Annotated in this window: 20 protein-coding genes; 7 read left to right on the top strand and 13 right to left on the bottom strand. The window is 71.4% G+C overall.

The annotated features are described in order from the left end of the window. The 7 genes from I4J89_RS06720 to I4J89_RS06690 form a co-directional block, all read right to left on the bottom strand. Positions 1–294, bottom strand: coding sequence for a Rieske (2Fe-2S) protein (locus I4J89_RS06720; protein ID WP_196412964.1), 294 nt, complete (start codon positions 292–294; stop codon positions 1–3). Positions 295–314: 20 nt separating this feature from the next. Continuing rightward, positions 315–2,777: a nitrite reductase large subunit NirB gene (nirB, locus tag I4J89_RS06715; RefSeq protein WP_196412963.1), complete on the bottom strand. Its 2,463-nt coding sequence runs from the start codon at positions 2,775–2,777 to the stop codon at positions 315–317. Between the two features lies 1 nt (position 2,778). Then, positions 2,779–4,881, bottom strand: coding sequence for a molybdopterin oxidoreductase family protein (locus tag I4J89_RS06710; protein ID WP_196412962.1), 2,103 nt, complete (start codon positions 4,879–4,881; stop codon positions 2,779–2,781). Between the two features lie 69 nt (positions 4,882–4,950). Continuing rightward, entirely contained in the window at positions 4,951–5,607 is a 657-nt protein-coding gene (locus tag I4J89_RS06705) for a sirohydrochlorin chelatase (RefSeq protein WP_196412961.1), read from the bottom strand. 344 nt (positions 5,608–5,951) lie between these two features. Beyond that, positions 5,952–7,052: a uroporphyrinogen-III synthase gene (locus I4J89_RS06700; protein WP_196412960.1), complete on the bottom strand. Its 1,101-nt coding sequence runs from the start codon at positions 7,050–7,052 to the stop codon at positions 5,952–5,954. Between the two features lie 164 nt (positions 7,053–7,216). Continuing rightward, on the bottom strand, positions 7,217–7,435 hold the full coding sequence (locus I4J89_RS06695) for a hypothetical protein (RefSeq protein ID WP_196412959.1): 219 nt from the start codon (positions 7,433–7,435) through the stop codon (positions 7,217–7,219). Positions 7,436–7,723: 288 nt separating this feature from the next. Next, positions 7,724–8,626 carry an AurF N-oxygenase family protein gene (locus tag I4J89_RS06690; protein WP_196412958.1) on the bottom strand — a complete coding sequence of 301 codons (903 nt, stop codon included), beginning with the start codon at positions 8,624–8,626 and terminating at the stop codon, positions 7,724–7,726. Between the two features lie 61 nt (positions 8,627–8,687). On the opposite strand from I4J89_RS06690, the gene I4J89_RS06685 reads away from it, so the two are divergent. Genes I4J89_RS06685 through I4J89_RS06665 form a run of 5 tightly spaced genes read left to right on the top strand, consistent with a single transcriptional unit; the run spans position 8,688 to position 12,891 of the window. Further along, a complete protein-coding gene (locus tag I4J89_RS06685; protein WP_196412957.1) occupies positions 8,688–9,383 on the top strand; it encodes a TetR family transcriptional regulator in 696 nt (231 codons plus the stop codon). Continuing rightward, a complete protein-coding gene (locus I4J89_RS06680) occupies positions 9,380–9,742 on the top strand; it encodes a DUF4873 domain-containing protein (RefSeq protein ID WP_196412956.1) in 363 nt (120 codons plus the stop codon). The genes I4J89_RS06685 and I4J89_RS06680 overlap by 4 nt, the downstream gene beginning before the upstream one ends. Continuing rightward, positions 9,732–11,201 (top strand): flavin-containing monooxygenase, encoded by a 1,470-nt coding sequence (locus tag I4J89_RS06675; protein ID WP_196412955.1) that lies wholly within the window; start codon positions 9,732–9,734, stop codon positions 11,199–11,201. The genes I4J89_RS06680 and I4J89_RS06675 overlap by 11 nt, the downstream gene beginning before the upstream one ends. Then, positions 11,198–12,058: an SDR family NAD(P)-dependent oxidoreductase gene (locus I4J89_RS06670; RefSeq protein ID WP_196412954.1), complete on the top strand. Its 861-nt coding sequence runs from the start codon at positions 11,198–11,200 to the stop codon at positions 12,056–12,058. The genes I4J89_RS06675 and I4J89_RS06670 overlap by 4 nt, the downstream gene beginning before the upstream one ends. After that, positions 12,055–12,891 carry an alpha/beta fold hydrolase gene (locus I4J89_RS06665; protein ID WP_196412953.1) on the top strand — a complete coding sequence of 279 codons (837 nt, stop codon included), beginning with the start codon at positions 12,055–12,057 and terminating at the stop codon, positions 12,889–12,891. Before I4J89_RS06670 ends, I4J89_RS06665 begins: the two co-directional genes overlap by 4 nt. A 306-nt stretch (positions 12,892–13,197) precedes the next feature. On the opposite strand, the gene I4J89_RS06660 is transcribed toward I4J89_RS06665, so the two are convergent. Beyond that, positions 13,198–14,394: a citrate synthase 2 gene (locus I4J89_RS06660; RefSeq protein WP_196412952.1), complete on the bottom strand. Its 1,197-nt coding sequence runs from the start codon at positions 14,392–14,394 to the stop codon at positions 13,198–13,200. A gap of 67 nt (positions 14,395–14,461) precedes the next feature. Between I4J89_RS06660 and I4J89_RS06655 the strand changes: the two genes are divergently transcribed. Then, on the top strand, positions 14,462–15,637 hold the full coding sequence (locus I4J89_RS06655) for a citrate synthase family protein (RefSeq protein WP_196412951.1): 1,176 nt from the start codon (positions 14,462–14,464) through the stop codon (positions 15,635–15,637). An 89-nt stretch (positions 15,638–15,726) separates the two neighbouring features. On the opposite strand, the gene I4J89_RS06650 is transcribed toward I4J89_RS06655, so the two are convergent. Genes I4J89_RS06650 through I4J89_RS06630 form a run of 5 tightly spaced genes read right to left on the bottom strand, consistent with a single transcriptional unit; the run spans position 15,727 to position 20,375 of the window. Beyond that, entirely contained in the window at positions 15,727–16,845 is a 1,119-nt protein-coding gene (locus I4J89_RS06650) for a branched-chain amino acid ABC transporter permease (RefSeq protein WP_196412950.1), read from the bottom strand. After that, the gene (locus I4J89_RS06645) at positions 16,842–17,708 is read right to left on the bottom strand and encodes a branched-chain amino acid ABC transporter permease (RefSeq protein WP_196412949.1); all 867 of its coding nucleotides are present in this window, start codon (positions 17,706–17,708) and stop codon (positions 16,842–16,844) included. Before I4J89_RS06645 ends, I4J89_RS06650 begins: the two co-directional genes overlap by 4 nt. Position 17,709: 1 nt before the next feature. Then, on the bottom strand, positions 17,710–18,414 hold the full coding sequence (locus I4J89_RS06640; protein WP_196412948.1) for an ABC transporter ATP-binding protein: 705 nt from the start codon (positions 18,412–18,414) through the stop codon (positions 17,710–17,712). Continuing rightward, entirely contained in the window at positions 18,411–19,208 is a 798-nt protein-coding gene (locus tag I4J89_RS06635; RefSeq protein ID WP_196412947.1) for an ABC transporter ATP-binding protein, read from the bottom strand. The genes I4J89_RS06640 and I4J89_RS06635 overlap by 4 nt, the downstream gene beginning before the upstream one ends. 6 nt (positions 19,209–19,214) lie before the next feature. Next, a complete protein-coding gene (locus tag I4J89_RS06630; RefSeq protein ID WP_196412946.1) occupies positions 19,215–20,375 on the bottom strand; it encodes a substrate-binding domain-containing protein in 1,161 nt (386 codons plus the stop codon). A 121-nt stretch (positions 20,376–20,496) separates the two neighbouring features. Between I4J89_RS06630 and I4J89_RS06625 the strand changes: the two genes are divergently transcribed. Further along, complete coding sequence (locus I4J89_RS06625; protein WP_196412945.1) at positions 20,497–21,264, top strand: 3-hydroxybutyrate dehydrogenase; 768 nt, start codon at positions 20,497–20,499, stop codon at positions 21,262–21,264. Position 21,265 lies beyond the last annotated feature (1 nt).

The following is a 21,265-nucleotide window of genomic DNA, read 5'->3' as shown; positions in this document are numbered from 1 at the left end:
TCAGTCTCCCAGGATGATCTGATCGCCGTCGGCCCGGACCGGGTAGACGTTGATCGAGGGCTGGCCGGACTGGGAGCACCCGGTGGCGAGGTCCCATGCGTAGAGGTGCAGCGGGCAGACGACAACCTTGTTGTCGATCTGTCCGTCCGCGAGCGGGCCGCCCTTGTGCGGGCAGACCGCGGACACCGCGCGAAGGGAACCGTCGCGGAGGCGGAAAACGGCAATCATGTCGCCGCCGACGGCGTAGGTACGTCCCTCGCCGAACGGAATGTCGGAAACGGGGCCGAGAATCATGCTTTCGAATGAAGTAGTAGTCACGCGCGCACCGGTACCTGGGGGAGAACGGTCAGGGGAAGAGAGGTACGGAACTGGCCGGGCGTGGCCGGGACGGCCCGCTCCTTCCAGGGGTCCTTGTAGGCCTGCACGGCCTCTTCGACAGCGGCGTCCAGCGCGGCGGCGATCCCGTCGGAGTCCTCGACGACGATCTCCCGGATCCGCTCGATGCCGATCCGCGGCACGAACGAGTAGGTGCGCTCCAGCCAGTTCGCGTTCTCCCGGTAGTACTGGAGGAACCGGCCGGTCAGCTGGATCACCTCTTCGGCCGAGTCGACGGTGGTGAGCAGGTCACCCTTGCGGATGTGGGCGCCGGCAGCACCGCCGACGTAGATCTCCCACTTGCCGCCGTCGATCGCGACGACACCGAGATCCTTGACGTACGCCTCGGCGCAGTTACGCGGGCAGCCGGTGACCGCGAGCTTCATCTTGCCGGGGCCCTCGAGACCCTGGTAGCGCTCCTCGATCGCGATGCCCAGCGCGGTGGAGTCGCCGACACCGAACCGGCAGAAGTCCGAGCCGACGCAGGTCTTCACGGTGCGGAAGCTCTTCGCGTACGCGTACCCGGACGGGATGTCCAGGTCCGCCCAGATCGCCGGGAGTTGCTCCTTCGGGATGCCGAGCAGGTCGATCCGCTGGCCGCCGGTGAGCTTGACCATCGGCACCTGGTACTTCTCGGCCACCTCGGCGATCCGCTTGAGCTCGGCCGGGGTGGTGACGCCGCCCTTCATCTGCGGTACCACCGAGAAGGTGCCGTCCTTCTGGATGTTGCCGTGCACCCGGTCGTTGATGAAGCGGGCGTCGCGCTCGTCGACGTACTGGTCGGCCCACATCATCTTGAGCAGCGAGGCGAGGCCCATCTTGCTCTTGGCGTCGTGCTCGCCACCCGGCACCAGCTTCTCGAAGACCGAGGAGACGCTCTTCAGCTCGTACTTGCGGATGGCCGCCATCAGCTCCGGCTTGGGCATCGGTACGCCGGGGACGTACCACGACGCCGCCGGGTCCTCCTCGGCCTCGCCGCCGGCCGCCCACTCGACGATCCGCTGGACCAGGGGCTTGCAGGTGCCGCAGCCCTTGCCGGCACGGGTCTTGTCCATGACGCCGCTGACCGTCTTGCAGCCGGCGTTCACCACTCCGCAGATCGCGCCCTTGCTGACGCCGTTGCAGTTGCAGACCTGGGCGTCGTCCGGCATGTCCGCGGGCGCCACCTCACCGGCCGGCGCGCCGATGTCGAAGAGCATCTCGGCGCGCTCCTCGGGCAGCGCCTGAGCCCGGTCGAAGGCCTGGATCAGGTTGGCGGCCTTGCGGTTGTCGCCGACCAGGATCGCACCGGCCAGCACCCCGTCGCGGATGATCAGCTGCTTGTAGACGCCCTTCTTCGGCTCGTTGTAGATGATCACCTCGTCGTCGTCGTTCTCCGGCGCGATCAGGCCCATCGAGGCGACGTCGATCCCGGCCACCTTGAGCTTGGTGGAGAGCTTGGAGCCCGTGTACGCAGCAGAAACGTCGCGGCCGGTGATGTGGTCGGCGAGCACCTTCGCCTGGTCCCACAGCGGCGCGACCAGGCCGTAGAGGTTGCCGCGGTGCTGGGCGCACTCACCGACCGAGTAGATGTCCTCCTGGCCCTGCACCCGCATCTGGTCGTCGACCACGATGCCGCGCTCGACCGGCAGGCCGCTGTCCGCCACCATCTGGGTGTTCGGCCGGATGCCGGCGGCGATCACCACGACGTCGCACGGGATCTCCCGGCCGTCGGCCAGCTTGACCCCGGTGACCCGGTCCTTGCCGAGGATCTCGGTGGTCATCGCGTTGGTGACGACCTCGATGCCGAGCTTGTTCTCGACGCTGGCCTGCAGCATGTGGCCGGCCCGCTCGTCCAGCTGCCGTTCCATCAGGTGGCCCATGGCGTGCAGCAGGGTCACCTCGCTGACGTGGTTCTGCAGGCCGCGGGCCGCCTCCAGGCCGAGCAGGCCGCCGCCGATCACCACGGCCCGCTCGTGGTCCCGGGCGTAGCGGATCATGCCGCGGGTGTCGTCGAGCGTACGGAAGGCGAAGACGCCCTGGTGGAAGCCCCGCTTCGGGTTGTGGATGTTCTTGATCGGCGGCGTCCACGAGCTGGACCCGGTCGCGATGATCAGCTTGTCGTACGGGGTCTTGGTCCCGTCGTCAGCGATGACGATCTTGTTCGACCGGTCGATCTTCTCGATCCGGACGCCGGCGTGCAGCGTGATGTTGTTGTCCGCGTACCAGCTCAGGTCGTTCAGGAAGATCCCGGCCTCGTCCTCCACCCCGGCGAGCAGGTTGGAGAGCATGATCCGGTTGTAGTTGCCGTACGGCTCGTCACCGAACATCGTGATGGTGAAGTCGCCGTTGCGGGCGAGGATCTCCTCGACCGTGCGGGCGCCGGCCATGCCGTTGCCGATGACGACAAGACGCTGAGTCATCTCAGTCCTTTCCGGTGTGTCCGGCACGCGCGATGGCGACCGCGCACACCTTGAAAGCGGGCATCTTGGAGTGGGGATCCAGTGCCGGGTTGGTCAACGCGTTGGCTCCGGGCCAGTGGAACGGCGCGAAGACCGTGTCCGGGCGGATGCCGTCACTGAGCCGGGCGCGCAACGTCGCGACGCCTCGGCGACTACGGAGTTCGACCAGGTCGCCGTCGGCGATGCCGTGACGGCGGGCCAGGTCGGGGTGGATCTCGGCACGGGGTTCGGGCAGCGCCACGTTGAGCGCCTTCACCCGCCGGGTCTGGTTTCCGCTCTGGTACTGCTGCATGTTGCGGCCGGTCGTCAGCACGTACGGGAAGGAAAGATCGGGAAGCTCGGCCGCGTCGCGGTGATCGACCCGGATGAACCTCGCGCGGCCGGAGGCCGTCGGGAAGCTGTCGGCGAACAGCCGCGGCGTGCCGGGGTGGTCCTCGCTCGGGCACGGCCAGAAGACGCCCTGCTCGGCCTCGATGCGCTCGTAGGTGATGCCGGCGTAGTCGGCGATCCCGCCGGCGCTGGCCCGGCGCAGCTCCTCGAAGACGGCGCGCGGCTCGTCGGTGAAGAACTCGCCGCGGCCGAGGAGCCCGGCGAGCTCGGTCATCACCGTCAGGTCGGTCTTGACGTCCGGCGGCGGCGGGAGCGCCATCTTGCGGCGGATGACCCGGCCCTCGAGGTTGGTCATGGTGCCCTCCTCCTCCGCCCACTGGGCGGTGGGGAGGACGACGTCGGCGAACTCGGCGGTCTCCGAGCGGAAGATGTCCGACACGACCAGGAAGTCGGTCTTGCTCAGGCGCTCGCGGACCCGGTTGCTGTCCGGGGCCGACACGACGATGTTGCTGGCCAGGACCCAGAGGGCTCGGACACCGCCGTCGGTGCCGAGAGAGTCGATCATCTCGAACGCCGATTTGCCCGGCTGAGGCAGTTCGTCGGGGTCGATGCCCCAGACCGCGGCGACATGCGCCCGGGCGGCCGGGTCGTCGAGCTTGCGGTAACCGGGCAGCTGGTCGGCCTTCTGCCCGTGCTCGCGCCCGCCCTGCCCGTTGCCCTGCCCGGTGATCGTGCCGTAGCCGGAGTACGGCTTGCCGACCAGGCCGAGCGCGAGCGCCAGGTTGAGCCACGCCTGCGCGGTGTCGGTGCCGTTGCTGTGCTGCTCGGCGCCGCGCGCGGTGAGGATCATCGCCGGGCCCTCGGTGGCGAGCAGTCGCACGGTCTCGCGCAGCCGCGCCTCCGGCACGCCGGTGATCCGCTCGACGCGCTCCGGCCAGTACGAGTTGGTGGCCGCCTTCACGGCGGCGAAACCCTCGGTCCGTTCGTCGATGAACCGCTGGTCCACCCAACCGGAGCGGATCGCGATGTGCAGCATCCCGTTGGCGAGCGCCAGGTCGGTGCCGGGCAGCGGCTGCAGGTGCAGGTGGGCGCCGTTGGCGGTGTTGGTGCGCCGCGGGTCGATCACGATGTGCTTGGCGCCGTTGGAGCGGCCGGTGTCCAGGTACTGCATGGACGGCGGCATGGCGTCGGCCGGGTTCGCGCCGACCAGCAGCACGGTCCGGGCCTCGGCGACGTCGGCGAGCGGGAACGGCAGGCCCCGGTCGATGCCGAGCGCCCGGTTCGCCGCGGTGGCCGCGCTCGACATGCAGAAGCGGCCGTTGTAGTCGATCGCCGACGAGCGCAGGGCCACCCGGACGAACTTGCCGAGCGCGTACGCCTTCTCGTTGGTCAGACCGCCGCCGCCGAAGGCACCGACGCTGTCGCGGCCGAACTCCCGCTGGCTCCGGGTGATCGCCGCGACGATCTGCTCGTACGCCTCCTCCCAGGAAGCCTCCCGCAGAGGGCTCTCCCGGTTGCCGGGCTCCTTGCGGACCAGCGGCGTCAGCAGCCGGTCCGCGTGGTCCAGCAGGTCCGCCGCGGTGAAGCCCTTGGCGCACAGGCCGCCCCGGTTGACCGGGAACTCGGCCGGCTCGAGCCGCACACCCGGCATCCCCGGTCGCAAGGGGATCTCGGGCGTCAGCGTCATCCCGCACTGCAGGGCGCAGTAGGGGCAATGCGTCTGGGTCGCCGTCACGAGAAGTAGCTTGTCGGTGGCGCGTTAACCGTTACGTCGCTTTGTCGTGACGCTGTTGTCAGCAAATTCCTACAACGCGCTGCCGACCGTTGTGAGCCGGGCGGCATCGAAACGACGCAATACCAAATCGGCGACGGCCGGGTCGTGACAGAGCGGAGGCGTCACCGAATCGGCGCCGGCCGCGTTGAGCGTACGGTAGAAAAGGCCTTCGGCCAGGAGATAGGCGGCCACCGCTACCTTTTTCGCGCCCCGCGCGCGCAGGCGTGCGATCACATCGGCCACCCGCGGGCCGCTGCCCGACGTGTAGCCGACGGCGGCCGCGCCGAGTTCGGCGGCGACATTGTCGACGTCGGCGCGCCACAGCGGGTCGGAGGATCCGGCGGCGGCGAGGACCACCGCGTCGGCGTCCGGCAGGTTGCGGCGCATGCTCTCCAGCAGCACCGGGTCCGGGCCGAGCGGCCCGGTCACCGGAAAGTTCGTGCCGGCCACCGCCTCCGCGATGTCCACCCGCACGTGGTATCCGCAGGAGAGCAGCAGCGGCACGACCACGGCGTTCTCGACGGTCGGCACGATCTCGGCGACCTTCGGCTCCTGCACGTCGACGTAGCAGAGCCGGACGTCCAGGCCGGGCCGGCGCCGGGCCACCGCGGCGGCCAGCTCCTGGATCTGCCGGCGGCCGATCGGCGAGCGGGTGCCGTGCGCCACGGCGATCATGGTTTCGGTCACGGTGATCTCCTCGGATGCTCACTGCGGTTCGCGGCTTTCGGGCAGTGCGGCCCGGCAAGGCTTCAGGCACGCGAGGGGTTGCGCTCGGCGTCACTGCCGAAGAATTCGAGGGGTACGGCCGGAGCACTCCCCCATTTCGCCGGGGAGGCGGGCCGTTCCGCGTCCCGGCAAAGCATCGGGCTCGCGCCGCCATTCTGCGGCCGCTGTGTTTCGGTCCGGCTCTGAAATGAGTCGGCTGTGTTTCCGAGTGCTGTTTTTCTCTTCGGAGGCGGCCCTTTGTTTCCGGGCTGTTTCGTTCTTCTCAATTCAGCGGCGGGTGCCACGTTTGCATGGCACCCGTCCGCTCACGCGGCTTCGTCGACCCGCAGCCGATAGCCGCGCTTGATGACCGTCTCGATGTGCTTGCCGGAGCCGAGCGCGGCCCGCAACCGGGCCACCGCCACATCCACCGCGTGCCCGTCGTTGCCGCGCGGCAGCGCCTCGGCCAGCTGATCCTTGGACACCACCGCACCGGGGCGGCGGGCCAGCGCGGTGAGCATCGCCATGGCGGCCGGGGCGAGCCCGTGGATCACCCCGTCGATGAGGACCGCGTGGCCGCGTACCTCAAGGGTGGACCCGGCCACCTGGAGCCGGACCGCGCGCTTGGGCAGCTCGTCGGTGACCGTCTTGATCAGCGCGCCGAGCCGGTACCGCTCCGGCATGACGACCGGCACACCCCGTTCGACAAGTGGGGCGGCCGTCACCGGGCCGACGCAGGCCGCCAGGGTCCGGCCAGCGAACGCCCGCTCGACCTCGGCGCTCGCCGCGCCGGCGATCTCCAGGAACGCCTTGACGGCCGGGGCACTGGTGAACGTGACCGCGTCGATCTGCCCGGCCGCGACCTGGTCCGCCAGGCGTTTCACCGGCGCCACGTCCGGCGGCATGGCCCAGCGGTAGACCGGCACCTCGACCACGGCGGCACCCGCCGAGCGCAGCGACTCCACGAACTCGGTCTGCGGCTCGCCGTGCTCCTGCACCACGATCCGCTGGCCGGCGACGCCCTCGCTCAGCAGCCGTTGCAGGATCTCCTCGTTGGCCTCGGTCTTGGCCGCCCACTCCTCGGTGAGCCCGGCCGCCCGGATGGCGCCGCAGGGTTTCGGGCCGCGGGCGAGGATGCGGGCGCCGCGCAGCGAGGTCCGCAGCTGGTCACCCAGCCCCCAGCCCTCGGCCGCCTCCAGCCAGCCGCGGAAGCCGAAGCCGGTGGTCGCCACGACCAGGTGTGGTTCCAGGCCGATGCAGGCCGCCGTCGCCGCGTGCAGCGCCTCGTCGTCGATCAGCGGAATGATCGTGATGGCCGGCGCGCTCACCACGCGCGCCCCGCGGCGCTCGAGCAGCGCCTCCATCTCGGTCCGCCGTCGCTCCGCGGTCACCGCCACGGTGAACCCGGCAAGTGCTCCCTCGGTCATCCGGTCCCCATCCTGTGCCGCCGTCACGAAGGCCCGTTCACGTGCCGTGGTGAACGGGCCTCGCCGCAAGACTCCTAAGACCTGATTTCGGGACCGGCAAGGCCATGTTTCCGGCAGAATAACGGCCGATCACTTGGCCGTCGGCAGCCGTTGTGAATTGTTGATCATGGTCCGGTCACGTCGTCGGGCCGCTCGAAGAGCGGGCCGTCCGCTCCCAGGATCCTGCGTACCTCGGCGATCAGGTGGAACGCGGCGATCCGCCCGTCCAGCAACCCGATCCGGTAGTCGGCACCGACCTCCGGGTCCGCCGCGATCTGCGGGTCCCGGTATCCGGCGGCCCCGTCCACCCGGCCCGAGTTGTAGGCCACCAGAGCGTCGTCCATCGGTCCCTCTCCCCGCATACCGCCCGTGCGTAGCGTCGCGCCAATCTCGCACGCGGGACGCGGCAGGCCCACCGGCCGACCGTCCTGATCACACCCTCCGTCGGGCCCGACTGGTCACCTGCCCGGCTCCCGTCCACAGGCAACCCAGCCGAAACCGTCCCGCACCCCGGCGATCTCCATCACTTCGGGTCCGGCTGACGTCCACCGCTGACGGATGCGGCCCGAAACGACGCCGAGAGCCGGCCGCGGGACCTCGGCCGGCTCTCGGCCGTTTGGCGATTTCGTCGGTCAGGCGCGGGGCAGCAGGCCGGAGGCGCGCCACAGGGCGGTGCCCGGGCCGCCGATCAGGTCGAGGTCCTTGAGGAAGGCGACCACCCGCTCCGCCGCCCACCGCATGGTCTCCCGGTGGTAGGGGTTGGCCCGCGCCGCCCGCCGGCCCTCCGCGGGGTCGATGCCGACCGCCCGGTAGACGCGCGGATCGACCAGGCGGGTCCCGGTGAGGTACGCCGCCCGGGCGATCACCAGCCGGTCGAAGGCGAGCCGCCCCCGGCCGGCCTGCCGGATCTGCCGGGCGAGTTCCTCCCGGGCGTACCGGACATGGCGGGCCTCCTCGACGACGTGGATCCGGGAGACCATCCGGACCAGGGGCTGCACGTTCTCGTCGGCCATCGCCTCGCGCTGGAGGGTGTCCAGGATTTCCTCGGCGATCAGGATCGCGGCGTACATCCGGGGGCCGACGCCGGTGTGCGCGATCCACTTGCCGAGCCACTGGTTGATGCCGTTCGGCTGGTAGACCGGGGTGCCCAGGCGGGCGATCATGCGGCCGAACATGACCGAGTGGCGGCACTCGTCGCCGATCTCGGTGAGCGCGTACTGCGCGTGCGGGGCGGTCGGGTCCTGCTTGAAGTACTCCCGGACGAGCAGCTGCATGAGGATGGTCTCGAACCACACGCCGAGGCCGGCGATGCTGGCCACCTCGTGCCTGGTGAGCTCGATCCGCTGCTCGGGGGTGAGCCGGTCCCAGAGCGCGGTGCCGTAGAGGCTGGACCGGTGCGGGGGCACGAAGTACTTCCCCTCGGCGAACGGTGCCTCCCAGTCGATCTCCACCACCGGGTCGTACGAGTGCTCGGCGGACGAGCGGAGCAGCCGGGTGGCGGTGCGGTCGCGATCGGATGGAGTCACCGTGGTCATTTCCAGCCTCCGAAGCTGAGAACGCTTGACGTTACCGGCGGTAACAGTTACTTCTAGTACTATGAGTCCGGTCACTCCACCCGTCAATCCCGACAATCGCTCCGACGGCCGCCGCGGCCGCTGGGACAGCCACCGGGAGCAGCGCCGCGCGGAACTCACCAACGCGGCCATCGAGGCGATCCGGATCCACGGCCCGGACGTCGGCATGGAGACGATCGCCGCCCACGCCGGGGTCAGCAAGCCGGTGCTCTACCGCTACTTCGCCGACAAGTCCGAGTTGTGGCTCGCGGTCGGCCAGCAGGCCGGGAACATGGTGATCGAGGCGATGGTCCCGGCCGTCGCGGCGGTCCGCGAGGAGCGGGCCATCATCGGCGCGGCGATCGACGTCTACCTCGCGCACATCGAGTCGGACCTCAACCTCTACCGGTTCGTCGTGCACCAGCCGGACATCGCGCGGCACCGCGACGTGGTCGCCGACGTGATGGACACCGTCGCCAGCGGGCTGGCCCGGATCTTGGGGGACCGGTTGCGGGCCCGCGGGCTGGACTCCGGTGCCGCGTTGCCCTGGGCGTACGGGGTGGTCGGCTACGTGCAGGCGGTCGGTGACTGGTGGCTACGGCAGCAGCAGCCGATCAGCCGGGAGGCGCTCGGCGAGTACCTGACGACGTTCCTCTGGGGCGGGATCGCCGGCATCCGCCGCGCCGCCGACATCCCCGGTGGACTGGCGGCACACGAAGGGTGGGCGGAGAACGCGTGAGTACCGACCAAGAGGAGTACCGGGGAGCGGCGACGTTACGCCTGGACGACGGGCCGGTCCCGGTCGAGGTGCGGATGTCGGCCTACTTCGAACCGGTCGAGGGCAGGTTCCGCTGGGCCGGGCGGACCGGGCCGGACCAGATGCTGCGTGAACGGGTCGGCGCCGGCCTGCGCCGGGCCGCGATCGTCATCGACCGGCGGGAGACGCCGGTGAAGCTCGGTGATCCGGACCCCTGGGGTGGCGTCCGGATCACCGGCACCGGCACACCACCGTGGTTCCCGGCCAGCCCTCCGGCCGGCTCTCCTGCCAGCCCTCCGGCCAGCCCTCCGGCCAGCGAGGGGGCCGGGCATGCCGGCTGACCGCCACTTCGACGTGCTGATCGTCGGCGCCGGCCTCTCGGGGATCGGCGCCGCGTGGCGCCTGCAGAAGCAACGGCCCCAGGACACGTACGTGATTCTCGAGGCGCGTGACGCGATCGGCGGGACGTGGGACCTGTTCCGCTACCCCGGCGTCCGCTCCGACTCCGACATGTTCACCCTCAGCTACCCGTTCCGGCCGTGGCGGGAGCCGGAGGCGCTGGCCGGCGGCGACAAGATCCGGCGGTACATCGAGGACACCGCGGAGGAGGCCGGCATCACCCGGCACATCCGCTTCGGCACCCGGGTGGTCCGCGCCGACTGGTCCACCCCGGACGCCCGCTGGACCGTGCGGACCGCCGGCGGCGAGGTCTACACCTGCAAGTTCCTGTACGGGTGCGCCGGCTACTACAGCTACACCGAGGGCTACCAGCCGGACTTCCCCGGCATGGCGGACTTCCGCGGCCTCCTCGTGCACCCGCAGTTCTGGCCGGAGGACCTGGACTATCGCGGCAAGCGGGTGGTCGTGATCGGCAGCGGCGCGACCGCGGTGACGCTGGTCCCGGCCATGGCCGCCGACGCGGCGCACGTCACGATGCTTCAGCGCTCGCCCACGTACATCACACCCTTGCCGAACCGGGACGTGATCGCCGACCTGGTCCGCCGCATGCTGCCGCCGAAGGCGGCGAACCGCGTCGCCCGCGCCAAGAACATCCTGCTCACACAGGCCTTCTACCAGGTGGCCCGGCGCCGGCCGCGGCTGGTGCGCCGCGCACTGCGCCGCGTCGCCCTGCGCTACCTGGAGAATCCGGGGTACGTGGACGAGCACTTCAAGCCCCGCTACGACCCCTGGGACCAGCGGCTCTGCGTGATCCCGGCCGGCGACCTCTACACCTCGATCACGTCCGGGCGGGCGTCGGTGGTGACCGACCACATCGAGACGTTCGTGCCGGAGGGCATCCGGCTCGAGTCCGGCACCGTGCTCGACGCCGACGTCGTGGTCTCCGCCACCGGGCTGTCGCTGCTGCCGGTCGGCGGCATCGAGCTGGCCGTGGACGGCGAGCCGATCCAGGTCGGCGGGCGGGCCACCTACCGCGGGTTGATGCTGTCCGGGGTGCCGAACTTCGCCTACTGCATCGGCTACGTCAACGCCTCGTGGACGTTGCGCGCCGATCTGTCCCACCGCTACCTGCTCAGACTGCTCGACCACATGGAGCGCCACGGCTACGCGAGCGCCACCCCGGCGACGCCGCCCGGCACCGGCCGCCCGCTGCTCGACCTCTCCTCCGGGTACGTGCGGCGCGCCCTGGACACGTTCCCGGTGCAGGGCGACCGCGACCCGTGGATCGTGCGCCAGAACTATCTGCGCGAGGTGCTGACCACTCCGCGCGCCGACGTCACCCGGGACATGGTGTTCACCCGGCGTACCGCACCTACCCGCAAAGAAGAGGTGGTCCGATGAGACTCCCCGAATACCGGTTCGCCGGCCGGACCGCCGTGCTCACCGGCGCGGCCAGCGGCATCGGCGAACAACTCGCCTACGGCCTGGCCTTCCGCGGCAGCGACCTGGTCCTGATCGACGTCGACGGTGACCGGCTGGAAGCGGTCGCCGGCCGAATCCGCACCGCCCACCCGGCCCTGCCCGTGCGGACGATCGTCGCCGACCTGGCCGATCGCTCCGCCGTCGAAGGCCTCGCCGACCGGATCCTGGCCGAACATCCGGCGATCGGTCTGCTGATCAACAACGCCGGGGTCGCGCTGGGCGGACGCTTCGATCAAGTGTCGATCGAGCAGTTCGAGACCGTCATGAACGTCAACTTCCGTGCACCCATGTTGATGACGCACATGTTGATTCCCGCATTGACTGCATCGCCGGGCAGTCATCTCGTCAACGTGTCAAGTCTGTTCGGGTTGATCGCGCCGCCCGGGCAGAGTGCGTACAGCGCCAGCAAGTTCGCCCTGCGCGGGTTGAGCGAGTCGTTGCGCAGCGAGCTGCTGGACAACGGCGTCGGCGTGACCACCGTCCATCCCGGGGGCATCCGGACGCGGATCGCGGAGTCGGCGCTGGTGGGCTCACGCGTACCGGAAGAAGAGATCGAACCCAATCGCCAGCTGTTCGCCGCCCTGCTCAGCTATCCCCCGGACAAGGCCGCGGAACAGATCCTGCGGGCCGTCGCGAAGCGCAAGGCCCGGCTGCTGATCGCCGCCAGCGCCAAGGCGCCGGACCTGCTGGCCCGGCTCATGCCGGTCGGTCACGCCCGCATCGTGCGCGCACTCACGGTCGCCCGCGGCGCCGGCACGGCGGTGGTCCGGCAATGAACTACCTGGATGTACGGGGTACGCGCATCCGGTTCCACGAAACAGGCGACCCCGCCGCCCCGGCGGTGGTCCTGCTGCACGGGATCGGCCGCAGCCTGGAAGATTGGTGGCCGCAGCACGAGTTGCTGGGCGACTACCGGGTGATCAGCCTGGACATGCCCGGTTTCGGCCTGTCCCAGCGGATGCCCGCCCCCACGACACTGCCCGTCCTGGCCGAGGGAGTCTGGGCGGCTCTGGACACGCTGGGCGAGAGCCGCCCGGTGCACTTGATGGGCAACTCTTTGGGTGGCGCCGTCTCCATGCAGATGCTGACCACGGCGCCGGACCGCGTGTCAACATTGACCCTCGTCAACAGTGCCGGGTTCGGCAAGGAGGTCACGGTCGCGCTGCGCATGCTGGCCGTCCCCGTCCTGGGCCGCCAGATGCTGCGCCGCATCGACAGGTGGACCGCGCCGAGAGTGGAACGCACGCTGTTCGCCGACCGCGCGATGGTCACCCGGGAACGCATCGAGATGGCCATCAGGATCGCCCGCCAGCCGGACTTCGCACCGGTCTATCTGGAGGTGGCGCGCGCCCTGGGCGGCTTCCGCGGCGTGGCCGCGGCCTGGCGCACCGACTTGTTGCAGCGGGTGTCCGCACACCCCAGACCCACCATGCTCATCTGGGGCGATTGTGACCTGATCCTGCCGTGCGCCCACCTGGCGGCGGCGCAGGCCGCGTTCCCGCACGCCAGGTCGCACATGTTCGCCAGGACCGGCCACATGCCCCAGATCGAGCGGCCGGAGGAGTTCGCCGAGCTGGTCCGCCCGGTGCTGGCCGAGGTCGCGGTCTGAAGCCCGGCCCGGGCGGCGGTCAAGGGGGGTCGCCGCCCGGGCCGTCCGGCTTCTCAGCGGCGCCGCACACCACCTGCGCCGGCCGATCGTCGCGGCACAGGGCCGCCACCGCAGCCGCGTCCCCTCCGCCCGGCCGACCGTCGCAACGCTGCGCCCCCAGGGCGCACCGCAGCCGCGTCCCTTACGCCCGGCCAACCGTCGCGACGCTGCGCCCTCACCGCGCATTGCAGCCGCGTGGCCGACGCCCGGCCGACCGTCACGGCGCTGCGCCCTCACCGCGCGCCGCGACCGGTTCCCTGTGCCGGGTCAACTGTTGCGGCGCAGCGCCTCGGACCAGCCACGCACCTCGGCCGCGTCCCGCTCGCCCGGACCGACGTAATCCGCTGATGGCCGGATGATCTTTGCAAGGCGCTTCTGCTCAAGGATGTGCGCACTCCATCCGGCCGTGCGCGCGCATGTGAACATCGCCGTCAGCATCTCGGCGGGCACGCCGGCGAAGTCCAGCACCACCGCGGCCCAGAACTCCACGTTGGTCTCCAGGACCCGGTCCGGCTTGCGCTCCCGCAGCTCGGCCAGGGCGGCCAGCTCCAGTTCCCGCGCCACCTCGTAGCGGGGTGCGCCCAGCTCCCGGGCCGTCTCGCGCAGGATGCGTGCTCGCGGGTCCTCGGCCCGGTAGATGGCGTGACCGAAACCCATCAGGCGGCCGCCGCCGTCCAGGATGCGCCGCACGTAGGCACGGGCGTCGGCGCCCCGCTCGACGGCCTCGACCATGCCGAGCGCGCGGGCGGGAGCGCCGCCGTGCAGCGGGCCGGACAGGGCGGAGATCGCCGCGGACAGGCAGGCCGGCGCGTCGGCGCCGGTGCTGGCGACGACCCGGGCGGTGAACGTGGAGGCGTTCATGCCGTGCTCGGCGGCGCAGACCCAGTACCGGTCGATCGCGGCGACGTGGCGTGGGTCCGGTTCGCCCTGCCAGCGGATCATGAACTGTTCGGTCGCGGTGCGGCCGGCGTCGACCAGGCGCTGCGGCACGGCGTGCCGGGCGCCGCCCGCGGTCCAGGCGCTGCGTGCGGCCCGAGCCCCACCCTCGGCCTGGGTGCTGCGCGCGGCCCGAGCCCCACCCTCGGCCTGGGTGCTGCGCGCGGCCTGGGCGACGAACGACAGGACGGTGGCGGACGTGCGCGCCAGGTCGTCGCGCGCCTGCCGCTCGTCGATGTCGATCAGCTGGCCCAGCCGCCACCGCGCGGCCAGCATGGACACCGCGGCCTGCACGTCGACCCGGATGTCGCCGGTCGCCACCGGGATCGGGAGCGGCTCGGCGGGCGGCAGCGCCGCCTGGAAGTCGCCGTCGGCGAGCAGTCCCCACACGTCGGCGAAAGAGACGGTGCCCGCCAGCGAGCGGATGTCGACGCCGCGGTAACGCAGCGCCCCGCCGTCGCGGTCCGGTTCGGCGATCTCGGTGTCGAACGCGATGACACCGGCAAGCCCTGGATTGACAGTCAACATGAATTCAATCTGGAATCAACATGATCTGCTGTCAATGTTGATCCAGTCAATATGAGAGCATGCGCACATGGATGCGGAACTGCTGACAACGGAACAGGTCGCCGGCCGGCTCGGCGTCAAACCCGCCACCGTGTATGCCTATGTGAGCCGCGGCCTGCTCAGCAGCCACCGCAACGCGGACGGCAAGGGCAGCCTGTTCGCGAAGGGCGACGTGGACGCGTTCGTGGCCGGCCGCAAGCGCACCACCACGCCGAACATCCAGACCGGCATCACGCTGATCAAGGACGGCGGCCTGTTCTACCGCGGCCGTGACGCGACCGTGCTGGCCGGCACGTCCACCTACGAGGCGGTGACCAGCCTGCTCTGGACCGGGGATCTGGCGCACACCGGCTTTCCGGTCAACTACCACCTGAACCGGCTGGCCACCGCGGTGACCAGGCCACTACCGGAGACCGCCCGCCTCACCGACCGGCTGCGGGTGACGGTCGCCGCGGTCGCCGCCGCCGACCCGCTGCGGTTCGACACCGCCCCGGCCGCGGTCGTCGCCACCGGCCGGCAGCTGCTGGCCACCATGGTGCACGCCCTGCCGCCCCGCACCGGCGTGCCGGTCCAGGTCTCCTCGCTCGCCGAGTCGTTCTGGTACCGGCTGACCGCCACACCGCCCACCGAGTCAGCGGTGCGCTCACTCGACGCCGCCCTGATCCTGCTCGCCGACCACGATCTCGCCGCGTCGACTCTGGCCGCCCGGATCGCCGCGTCCACCCGCGCCCACCCGTACGCGGTGGTCAGCGCGGGACTCGCCGCACTCGACGGGCCTCTGCACGGTGCCGCCAGCGCGCTCGCGTACCCCATGCTCGCCGAGGCCGTGAACGGCCTGGACCCGGTCGCCGGCATCTCCGACCGGCTGCGATCCGGTATTCCGGTTCCCGGCTTCGGCCATCCGCTCTATCCCGGCGGCGACCCGCGCGCCACCGTCCTGTTCGAGCTGCTCGACGACGGCCCGGTCCGGGAGACGACGATCCGGCTGGCCGACGCGATGCGTACCCGGTCCGGGGTCGCCCCCAACATCGACCTCGCGCTGGCCGCGCTCGCCCTGCACCACGGCATGCCGGCCGACGCCGGCGAGGCCGTCTTCGCGGTGGCGCGCACGGCCGGCTGGCTCGCGCACGCGCTGGAGGAGTACGCCGACCGGCCGAGCCGCTTCCGCCCGAGCGGCGCCTACGCGGGCCGCCCACCCGCCTGACCCGGGCATCGTCGTCGCTGTGACAGCGGCCGCGAGCCGCGTCCCGGCCGGCACGGGGCCGTGCCGGCCGGGACGCCGGTCCGTCAGCCCTACGGCGTGCCCGCCGGCGGATGTGCGCGATCTCGCCGCAGGCCGAGCGCCCGGCGGACCGGCTCCAGCCGGCCGCCGAGGCCGGCCAGACCGCCGGGCACGAAGTAGACCGCCAGGATGAAGAGCGTGCCGAGGACGAACAGCGGCTCCCCGAGCGGGCCCGGCAGCGAACCGCCGAGGCGGGCCAGCCGCTGGTCCAGGTAGGCGTAGAGGATGCCGCCCAGGACGGCTCCCCAGCGGGTGCCGGCTCCGCCGAGCACGGCCATCACGATCAGCGAGAGGGTCAGCTCGGAGGAGGCCACGTGCGGTGAGGCGCCACCGACCACCAGGGCGTATGTGACGCCGCCGAGTGCGGCCAGAGCGCCGGCCAGCACGAAGGCGAGCAGTTTCAGACGGTACGGCGACAGGCCCAGCACCGCGATCCGCCGCTCGTCGTCGCGCAGTCCGGTCAGTGTGCGGCCCAGCGGTGCGCGGTCGATGGTGTGCACCACCAGGACGACCACGGTCAGGAAGGCGAGGGCGAGCCAGTACAGGTTGACCGTGTTGACCACGCCGACGAACGCGGCCGGCAGGCCCGCACTGGCCAGCGGCAGGCCTTCCTCGCCGCCGGTGAGACCGCCCGGATCTCGGTTGATCACGATGTGGCCGACCTGGGCGAAGGCAAGCGTGACCATGGAGAACGCAATCCCGGAGGTCTGCAACGCCACCGAACCGAGCAGGGCGGCGAGGAGCGCGGCGGCGAGTACGGTCATCGCGGCCGCACTCCACAGGTCCCAGCCGTAGTGGCTGACCAGGATGTCCACCCCGTACGCCCCGGCGGCGATGTAGAGCGCGTGACCGAAGGAGAGCAGCCCAGCACGCCCGAAGAGCAGGTCGTAACCGAGCGCCAGCCCGCCGAACACCAGGCAGACGGCGAGCAGTTGCAGCGTGCCGGGTGAGTTCAGCGGGCCCTCGAACAGCCCGGGCAGGCTGAGCGTCGACCACGGCAGCACCGCCGCCAGCAGCAGCACCAGGGCCGGCGCGGCCCGGCGCAGCCAGGCGCGCCATCCCGCGCGCGGCGCCGGGCCGGGCGAACCGACGGCCGCGGAGGAGCCGGTGGGCTGGAGTAGGTCCGTCATGCGGTCGCCACCTTTCCGGCCAGGCCGGTGGGGCGCAGCAGGAGCACGACGGCGAGCAACGCCACCACGCTCACGTCCCCCGCGCCGGCCGTGCCGTAGTAGTTCACGAACTGCTGCAGCAACCCGACGGCGACGGCCGCGCCCGCCGCGCCGGCCACCGAGCCGAGGCCGCCGATGACCACCACGATGAAGGCGAAGATCAGCAGGGCGGCGCCCTGGCCGGGCGAGATGGAGCTGAAGTACATGCCGGCGAGGATGCCGGCCAGCCCGGCGAGCGCCCCGCCGATCGCGAAGACCAGCGTGAACGCGTTGCGTACGTCGATGCCGAGCGCGCTGACCATGGCCCGGTTCTCCACACCGGCCCGGATGATCAGGCCGTAGCGGGTGAACCGGAGGAACGCCAGCAGCCCGAGCAGCACCAGCACGGCCACGCCGATCAGCAGGAACCGGTCGGCCGGCACCTGGGCGCCGCCGACGCCGACGACCGAGGAGGTCCAGGACGGCCGGGGGAAGACCCGGGCGTCGGCGCCCCAGACGGATTGCAGGAGTGCCACGCCGGCCAGGGACAGGCCGACGGTGACGAGGACCTGTTCGGTGTGCCGGGTGTAGAGCGGGCGGATCAGCACCAGCTCGACGAGGGCTCCGGTGGCGGCGGCCACGGCGACGCCGAACGCCAGGGCGGGCAGCCAGCCCCAGCGCGGCGCCGCCCACCAGGTCGCGTACGCGCCGACGGACAGGAACAGGCCGTGCGCGAAGTTGAGCACCCCGGCGAGGCCGAAGACCAGGGACAGGCCGGACGCGATGAGGAAGTAGAGGGCCGCGAGGCCGAGCCCGGTGAGGGTCAGCAGGACCACGGTGGACATGTCAGTGCCTCCCGGCGGTGGATCCGACGCCCAGCAGCGACTTCGTCGCGTCGGCGTCGGAGAGCAGGTCGGCGGCGCGGCCGTGCCAGGCGGTGCGCCCGGCTTCGAGCACCACCGCGTCGGTGGCGAGCCGGCGGACCACCGCCAGGTTCTGTTCGACGAGCAGGATCGGTACGCGTGAAGCGACGCGCTCCAGCACACCGGCGACCGCGGTCACGACGGCCGGGGCCAGTCCCTTGGTGGGTTCGTCGACCAGCAGCAGCCGGTTCGGGTTGAGCAGCACCCGCGCGATCGCGACCATCTGCTGCTGCCCGCCGGACAGGGTGCCGGCCCGCTGTCCCGCTCGTTCCCGCAGCTCCGGGAACAGGTCGTGGACCAGCTCGAAGTCGGGATCGGGGACCCGTGAGGCCAGGCGCAGGTTCTCCGCGACGGTGAGCCCGGCGAAGACGCACCGGTCCTCGGGCACGTAGGCGAGCCCGTCGCGGACCAGCTTGTGGGTGGGACGCCCGAGCACCGGCCGACCGTCGTACGAGACCGCACCGGAAGCGGGCACCTCACCGAGGACCGCCCGCAGCGTCGTGGTCTTGCCGACGCCGTTGCGCCCCAGCAGGGCGGTGACTCCGGTCGGGGCGACGTCGAAGCTGACGCCCTGCAGAATGTGCGAGCCACCCAGCCGTACCGAAAGGTCGGTGACCTGAAGGATCACAGCTCCTCCCCCAGGTATGCCTCCTGCACGAAGGGGTCGGCCATCACCGCGGCCGGCGTGTCGCAGGCCAGCAGCGCCCCGTGGTGCAGCACAGCCACCCGGTCCGCCACATCGAGCACCACGTCCATGTGGTGTTCCACCATGAGCACGCTGCGCCCGGTGCCGGCGGTCAGTCCGCGGACGACGGCGACCAGCGCCGGCACCTCTTCGGCACTCACTCCGGCCATCGGCTCGTCGAGCAGCAGGACCCGGGGTTCGCCTGCCAGCAGCAGGGCGATCTCCAGCTTCCGTTTCTCACCGTGGGCCAGGGAGCCGGCGAGGGCTGCGGCGCGTGCTTCCAGGCGTACCTCTTGAAGGATTTCCTCGGCCCGCGCGACCACTGACAGGTCGGCGCGTTTGCGCCAAGCCCGCATCGCGCCGCCCCGGCGGGCCTGCACCGCCAGGGCGACGTTCTCGGAAACGGTGAGCGAGCCGAAGACCGCCGAGGTCTGGAAGGTGCGGCCCAGGCCGAGGCGGGCCCGGCGGTACGGGGCCAGCGCGGTCACGTCCTCACCGCCCAGCCGGATCCGCCCGGCGCTCGGCCGGCGCAGCCCGCTGATCAGGTTGAACAGCGAGGTCTTGCCGGCGCCGTTGGGTCCGATGAGGGCCATGAACTCGTCCGGCTCGAGGTGCAGCGTCACATCGTCGACGATCGGCACGGCGCCGATCCGCCACGACAGGCCCTCGACGGCGAGGGCGGCGGTGAGGGTGCCGGTGGGCGCGGTTGCCGCGCGCCCACCGGCCGGGGTCGTCATTCGTTCTCAGCCCTTCATCGCGGCCGCGGGCGGGGTGGCGTCCTCGGCGGAGACGACGCCGGCCGGGGAAGCCGTCGTCGCGTCGGTCAGCTTGGCCCGGAACATCGGCTGGAGCAGCGCGTGGTCCTCGGCGCGGATGGTGAGCTTGCCCTTGACCGAGTCGAAGCTGTGCCCCTCGAGGGCGGCGACCATCTTGTCCGCGTCGTCCGGGCTGCTCTGCACCGCGTGCACGATCATCTGCGCGGCGGCGAACCCGTCCGGGTGGAACAGGTCGGTCTTGCCGTCCGGCACCGCGGCCTTCAGCGCCTGGTAGGCGGGGTTGTCGGCGGCGCCGTCGAAGTAGTGCGCGAGCAGGTTGAGCTTGGTGCCGCCGGCCCCGAACCCGGCCCAGGAGGCGCGGATGTCCAGGCCGGTGACCACCTTGGTGGAGGCGAGCACGCCCTGCTGGTCGAGTGCCTGCCACATGGCGCCGGCGGTGGTGCCGGCCCAGGCGACGAAGACCAGGTCGGGGGCGGCGGCCTTGATCTGGCTGGCGAACGGGGTGAAGTCGGTGGCGTTGGCCGGTACCGCGATGTCGGTGACGGTCGCTCCGGCGCCGCCGAGCACGGCGGTGACGGCGGCGACGTTCGACTTGCCGAACGCCGAGTCGGGTGCGAAGACGAGCACCTTCTTGCCGTCGCCGAGGTACGACTTGGCGGTCAGCACATCCTGGTACGACTGCCGGCCGGACCGGAACGTGTACTTGTTGGCGCCGGTGAGCCCGTCGGTGGCGGCGGGACCGGACACGAACAGCACCTTGTTCTCGGCGGCGAGCGGGGCGACCTGCAGCGCGACGCCGGAGGAGGTGGACCCGGCGAGCACCTGGTAGCCCTTTCCGATCAGGTCCTTGGCGGCGGAGACCGCCTTGACCGGATCCCCGACGTCGTCGACGTAGGTGACCTCGACGGCCCGGTCGCCCACCTTGCCGCTGCCGCCGGTCGCGTACGCGAGACCCGCCTTGAAGCCCTCCGCGTACTGCGCACCGTAGGTGGCGAGCGGGCCGGACTGGGAGTAGACGATGCCGACCCGGATGGGGCCGGCGCCGTCCGTGGCCGCCTGTGGACTGCCACAGGCGGCCAGGAGCAGGGCGGCCGCCGCGACGACGGCCGTGGTGAGAGGACGCTTCATGCCGCCACACGCTAGGAGCAGCGACGGAACGAAACCACGGGCATCGATCACATGGGCTGGTGGCCGGTTGTGTGTGCCGGACACATATCGGTGGCGGCCGGCGGTCCGTACGTTTCCGGCCATGACGACGGCACAGGTGGTCGACCTTGATCTGGCGGGCCGCACCGCGCTGGTGACCGGCGCGGGCAGCGGCATCGGGCGTGCGTGCGCCGAGCGGCTGGCCGCGGCCGGCGCCGAGGTGGTGGCGGTGGACATCGACGAGCGGGCCGCGAAGGAGGTGGCCGCCGCGATCGGCGGCCGGGCGATCGCCGCCGACCTGTCCGACCTGGACGCCGTGGACGCTCTGCCGGCCGAGGTCGACGTGCTGGTCAACAACGCCGGCCTGCAGGTGGTGGCGCCGCTGACCGAGTTCCCCCCGGACCGGTTCACGCTGATCCAGCGGGTGATGGCCGAGGCGCCGTTCCGGTTGATCAGGCTGGTGCTGCCGCACATGTACGAGCGCGGCTGGGGCCGGATCGTCAACATCTCCTCGGTGCACGGGCTGCGGGCGTCGCCGTACAAGGCGGCCTACGTCACGGCCAAGCACGCCCTGGAGGGGCTGTCCAAGGTGACCGCGCTGGAGGGTGCCGCGCACGGGGTCACCTCGAACTGCATCAACCCGGCGTTCGTGCGTACCCCGCTGGTCGACAAGCAGATCGCCGACCAGGCGGCGGTGCACGGCATCTCCGCCACCGAGGTGGTCGAGAAGATCATGCTCGACCGGGCGGCGATCAAGGAGCTGGTCGAGCCGGAGGAGGTGGCGGAGATCCTGGCGTACCTGTGCACGCCGCCGGCCCGCCTGATCACCGGGTCCTCGATCACGATCGACTGCGGCTGGACGGCACACTGAC

The organism is Actinoplanes aureus, from assembly GCF_015704865.1.
Classification (GTDB): domain Bacteria; phylum Actinomycetota; class Actinomycetes; order Mycobacteriales; family Micromonosporaceae; genus Actinoplanes; species Actinoplanes aureus.
Note: the sequence above shows the minus strand (reverse complement) of the source record. Positions and strands in the feature narration are given on the sequence as shown.

Coding starts and splice junctions, on each gene's coding strand:
- I4J89_RS06645 (WP_196412949.1), bottom strand. CDS start 17,708: ATGTCCACCGTGGTCCTGCTGACCCTCACCGGGCTCGGCCTCGCGGCC.
- I4J89_RS06675 (WP_196412955.1), top strand. CDS start 9,732: ATGCCGGCTGACCGCCACTTCGACGTGCTGATCGTCGGCGCCGGCCTC.
- I4J89_RS06700 (WP_196412960.1), bottom strand. CDS start 7,052: ATGACCGAGGGAGCACTTGCCGGGTTCACCGTGGCGGTGACCGCGGAG.
- I4J89_RS06665 (WP_196412953.1), top strand. CDS start 12,055: ATGAACTACCTGGATGTACGGGGTACGCGCATCCGGTTCCACGAAACA.
- I4J89_RS06720 (WP_196412964.1), bottom strand. CDS start 294: ATGATTCTCGGCCCCGTTTCCGACATTCCGTTCGGCGAGGGACGTACC.
- I4J89_RS06685 (WP_196412957.1), top strand. CDS start 8,688: ATGAGTCCGGTCACTCCACCCGTCAATCCCGACAATCGCTCCGACGGC.
- I4J89_RS06670 (WP_196412954.1), top strand. CDS start 11,198: ATGAGACTCCCCGAATACCGGTTCGCCGGCCGGACCGCCGTGCTCACC.
- I4J89_RS06630 (WP_196412946.1), bottom strand. CDS start 20,375: ATGAAGCGTCCTCTCACCACGGCCGTCGTCGCGGCGGCCGCCCTGCTC.
- I4J89_RS06625 (WP_196412945.1), top strand. CDS start 20,497: ATGACGACGGCACAGGTGGTCGACCTTGATCTGGCGGGCCGCACCGCG.
- I4J89_RS06660 (WP_196412952.1), bottom strand. CDS start 14,394: ATGTTGACTGTCAATCCAGGGCTTGCCGGTGTCATCGCGTTCGACACC.
- I4J89_RS06650 (WP_196412950.1), bottom strand. CDS start 16,845: ATGACGGACCTACTCCAGCCCACCGGCTCCTCCGCGGCCGTCGGTTCG.
- nirB (WP_196412963.1), bottom strand. CDS start 2,777: ATGACTCAGCGTCTTGTCGTCATCGGCAACGGCATGGCCGGCGCCCGC.
- I4J89_RS06690 (WP_196412958.1), bottom strand. CDS start 8,626: ATGACCACGGTGACTCCATCCGATCGCGACCGCACCGCCACCCGGCTG.
- I4J89_RS06635 (WP_196412947.1), bottom strand. CDS start 19,208: ATGACGACCCCGGCCGGTGGGCGCGCGGCAACCGCGCCCACCGGCACC.
- I4J89_RS06695 (WP_196412959.1), bottom strand. CDS start 7,435: ATGGACGACGCTCTGGTGGCCTACAACTCGGGCCGGGTGGACGGGGCC.
- I4J89_RS06655 (WP_196412951.1), top strand. CDS start 14,462: ATGGATGCGGAACTGCTGACAACGGAACAGGTCGCCGGCCGGCTCGGC.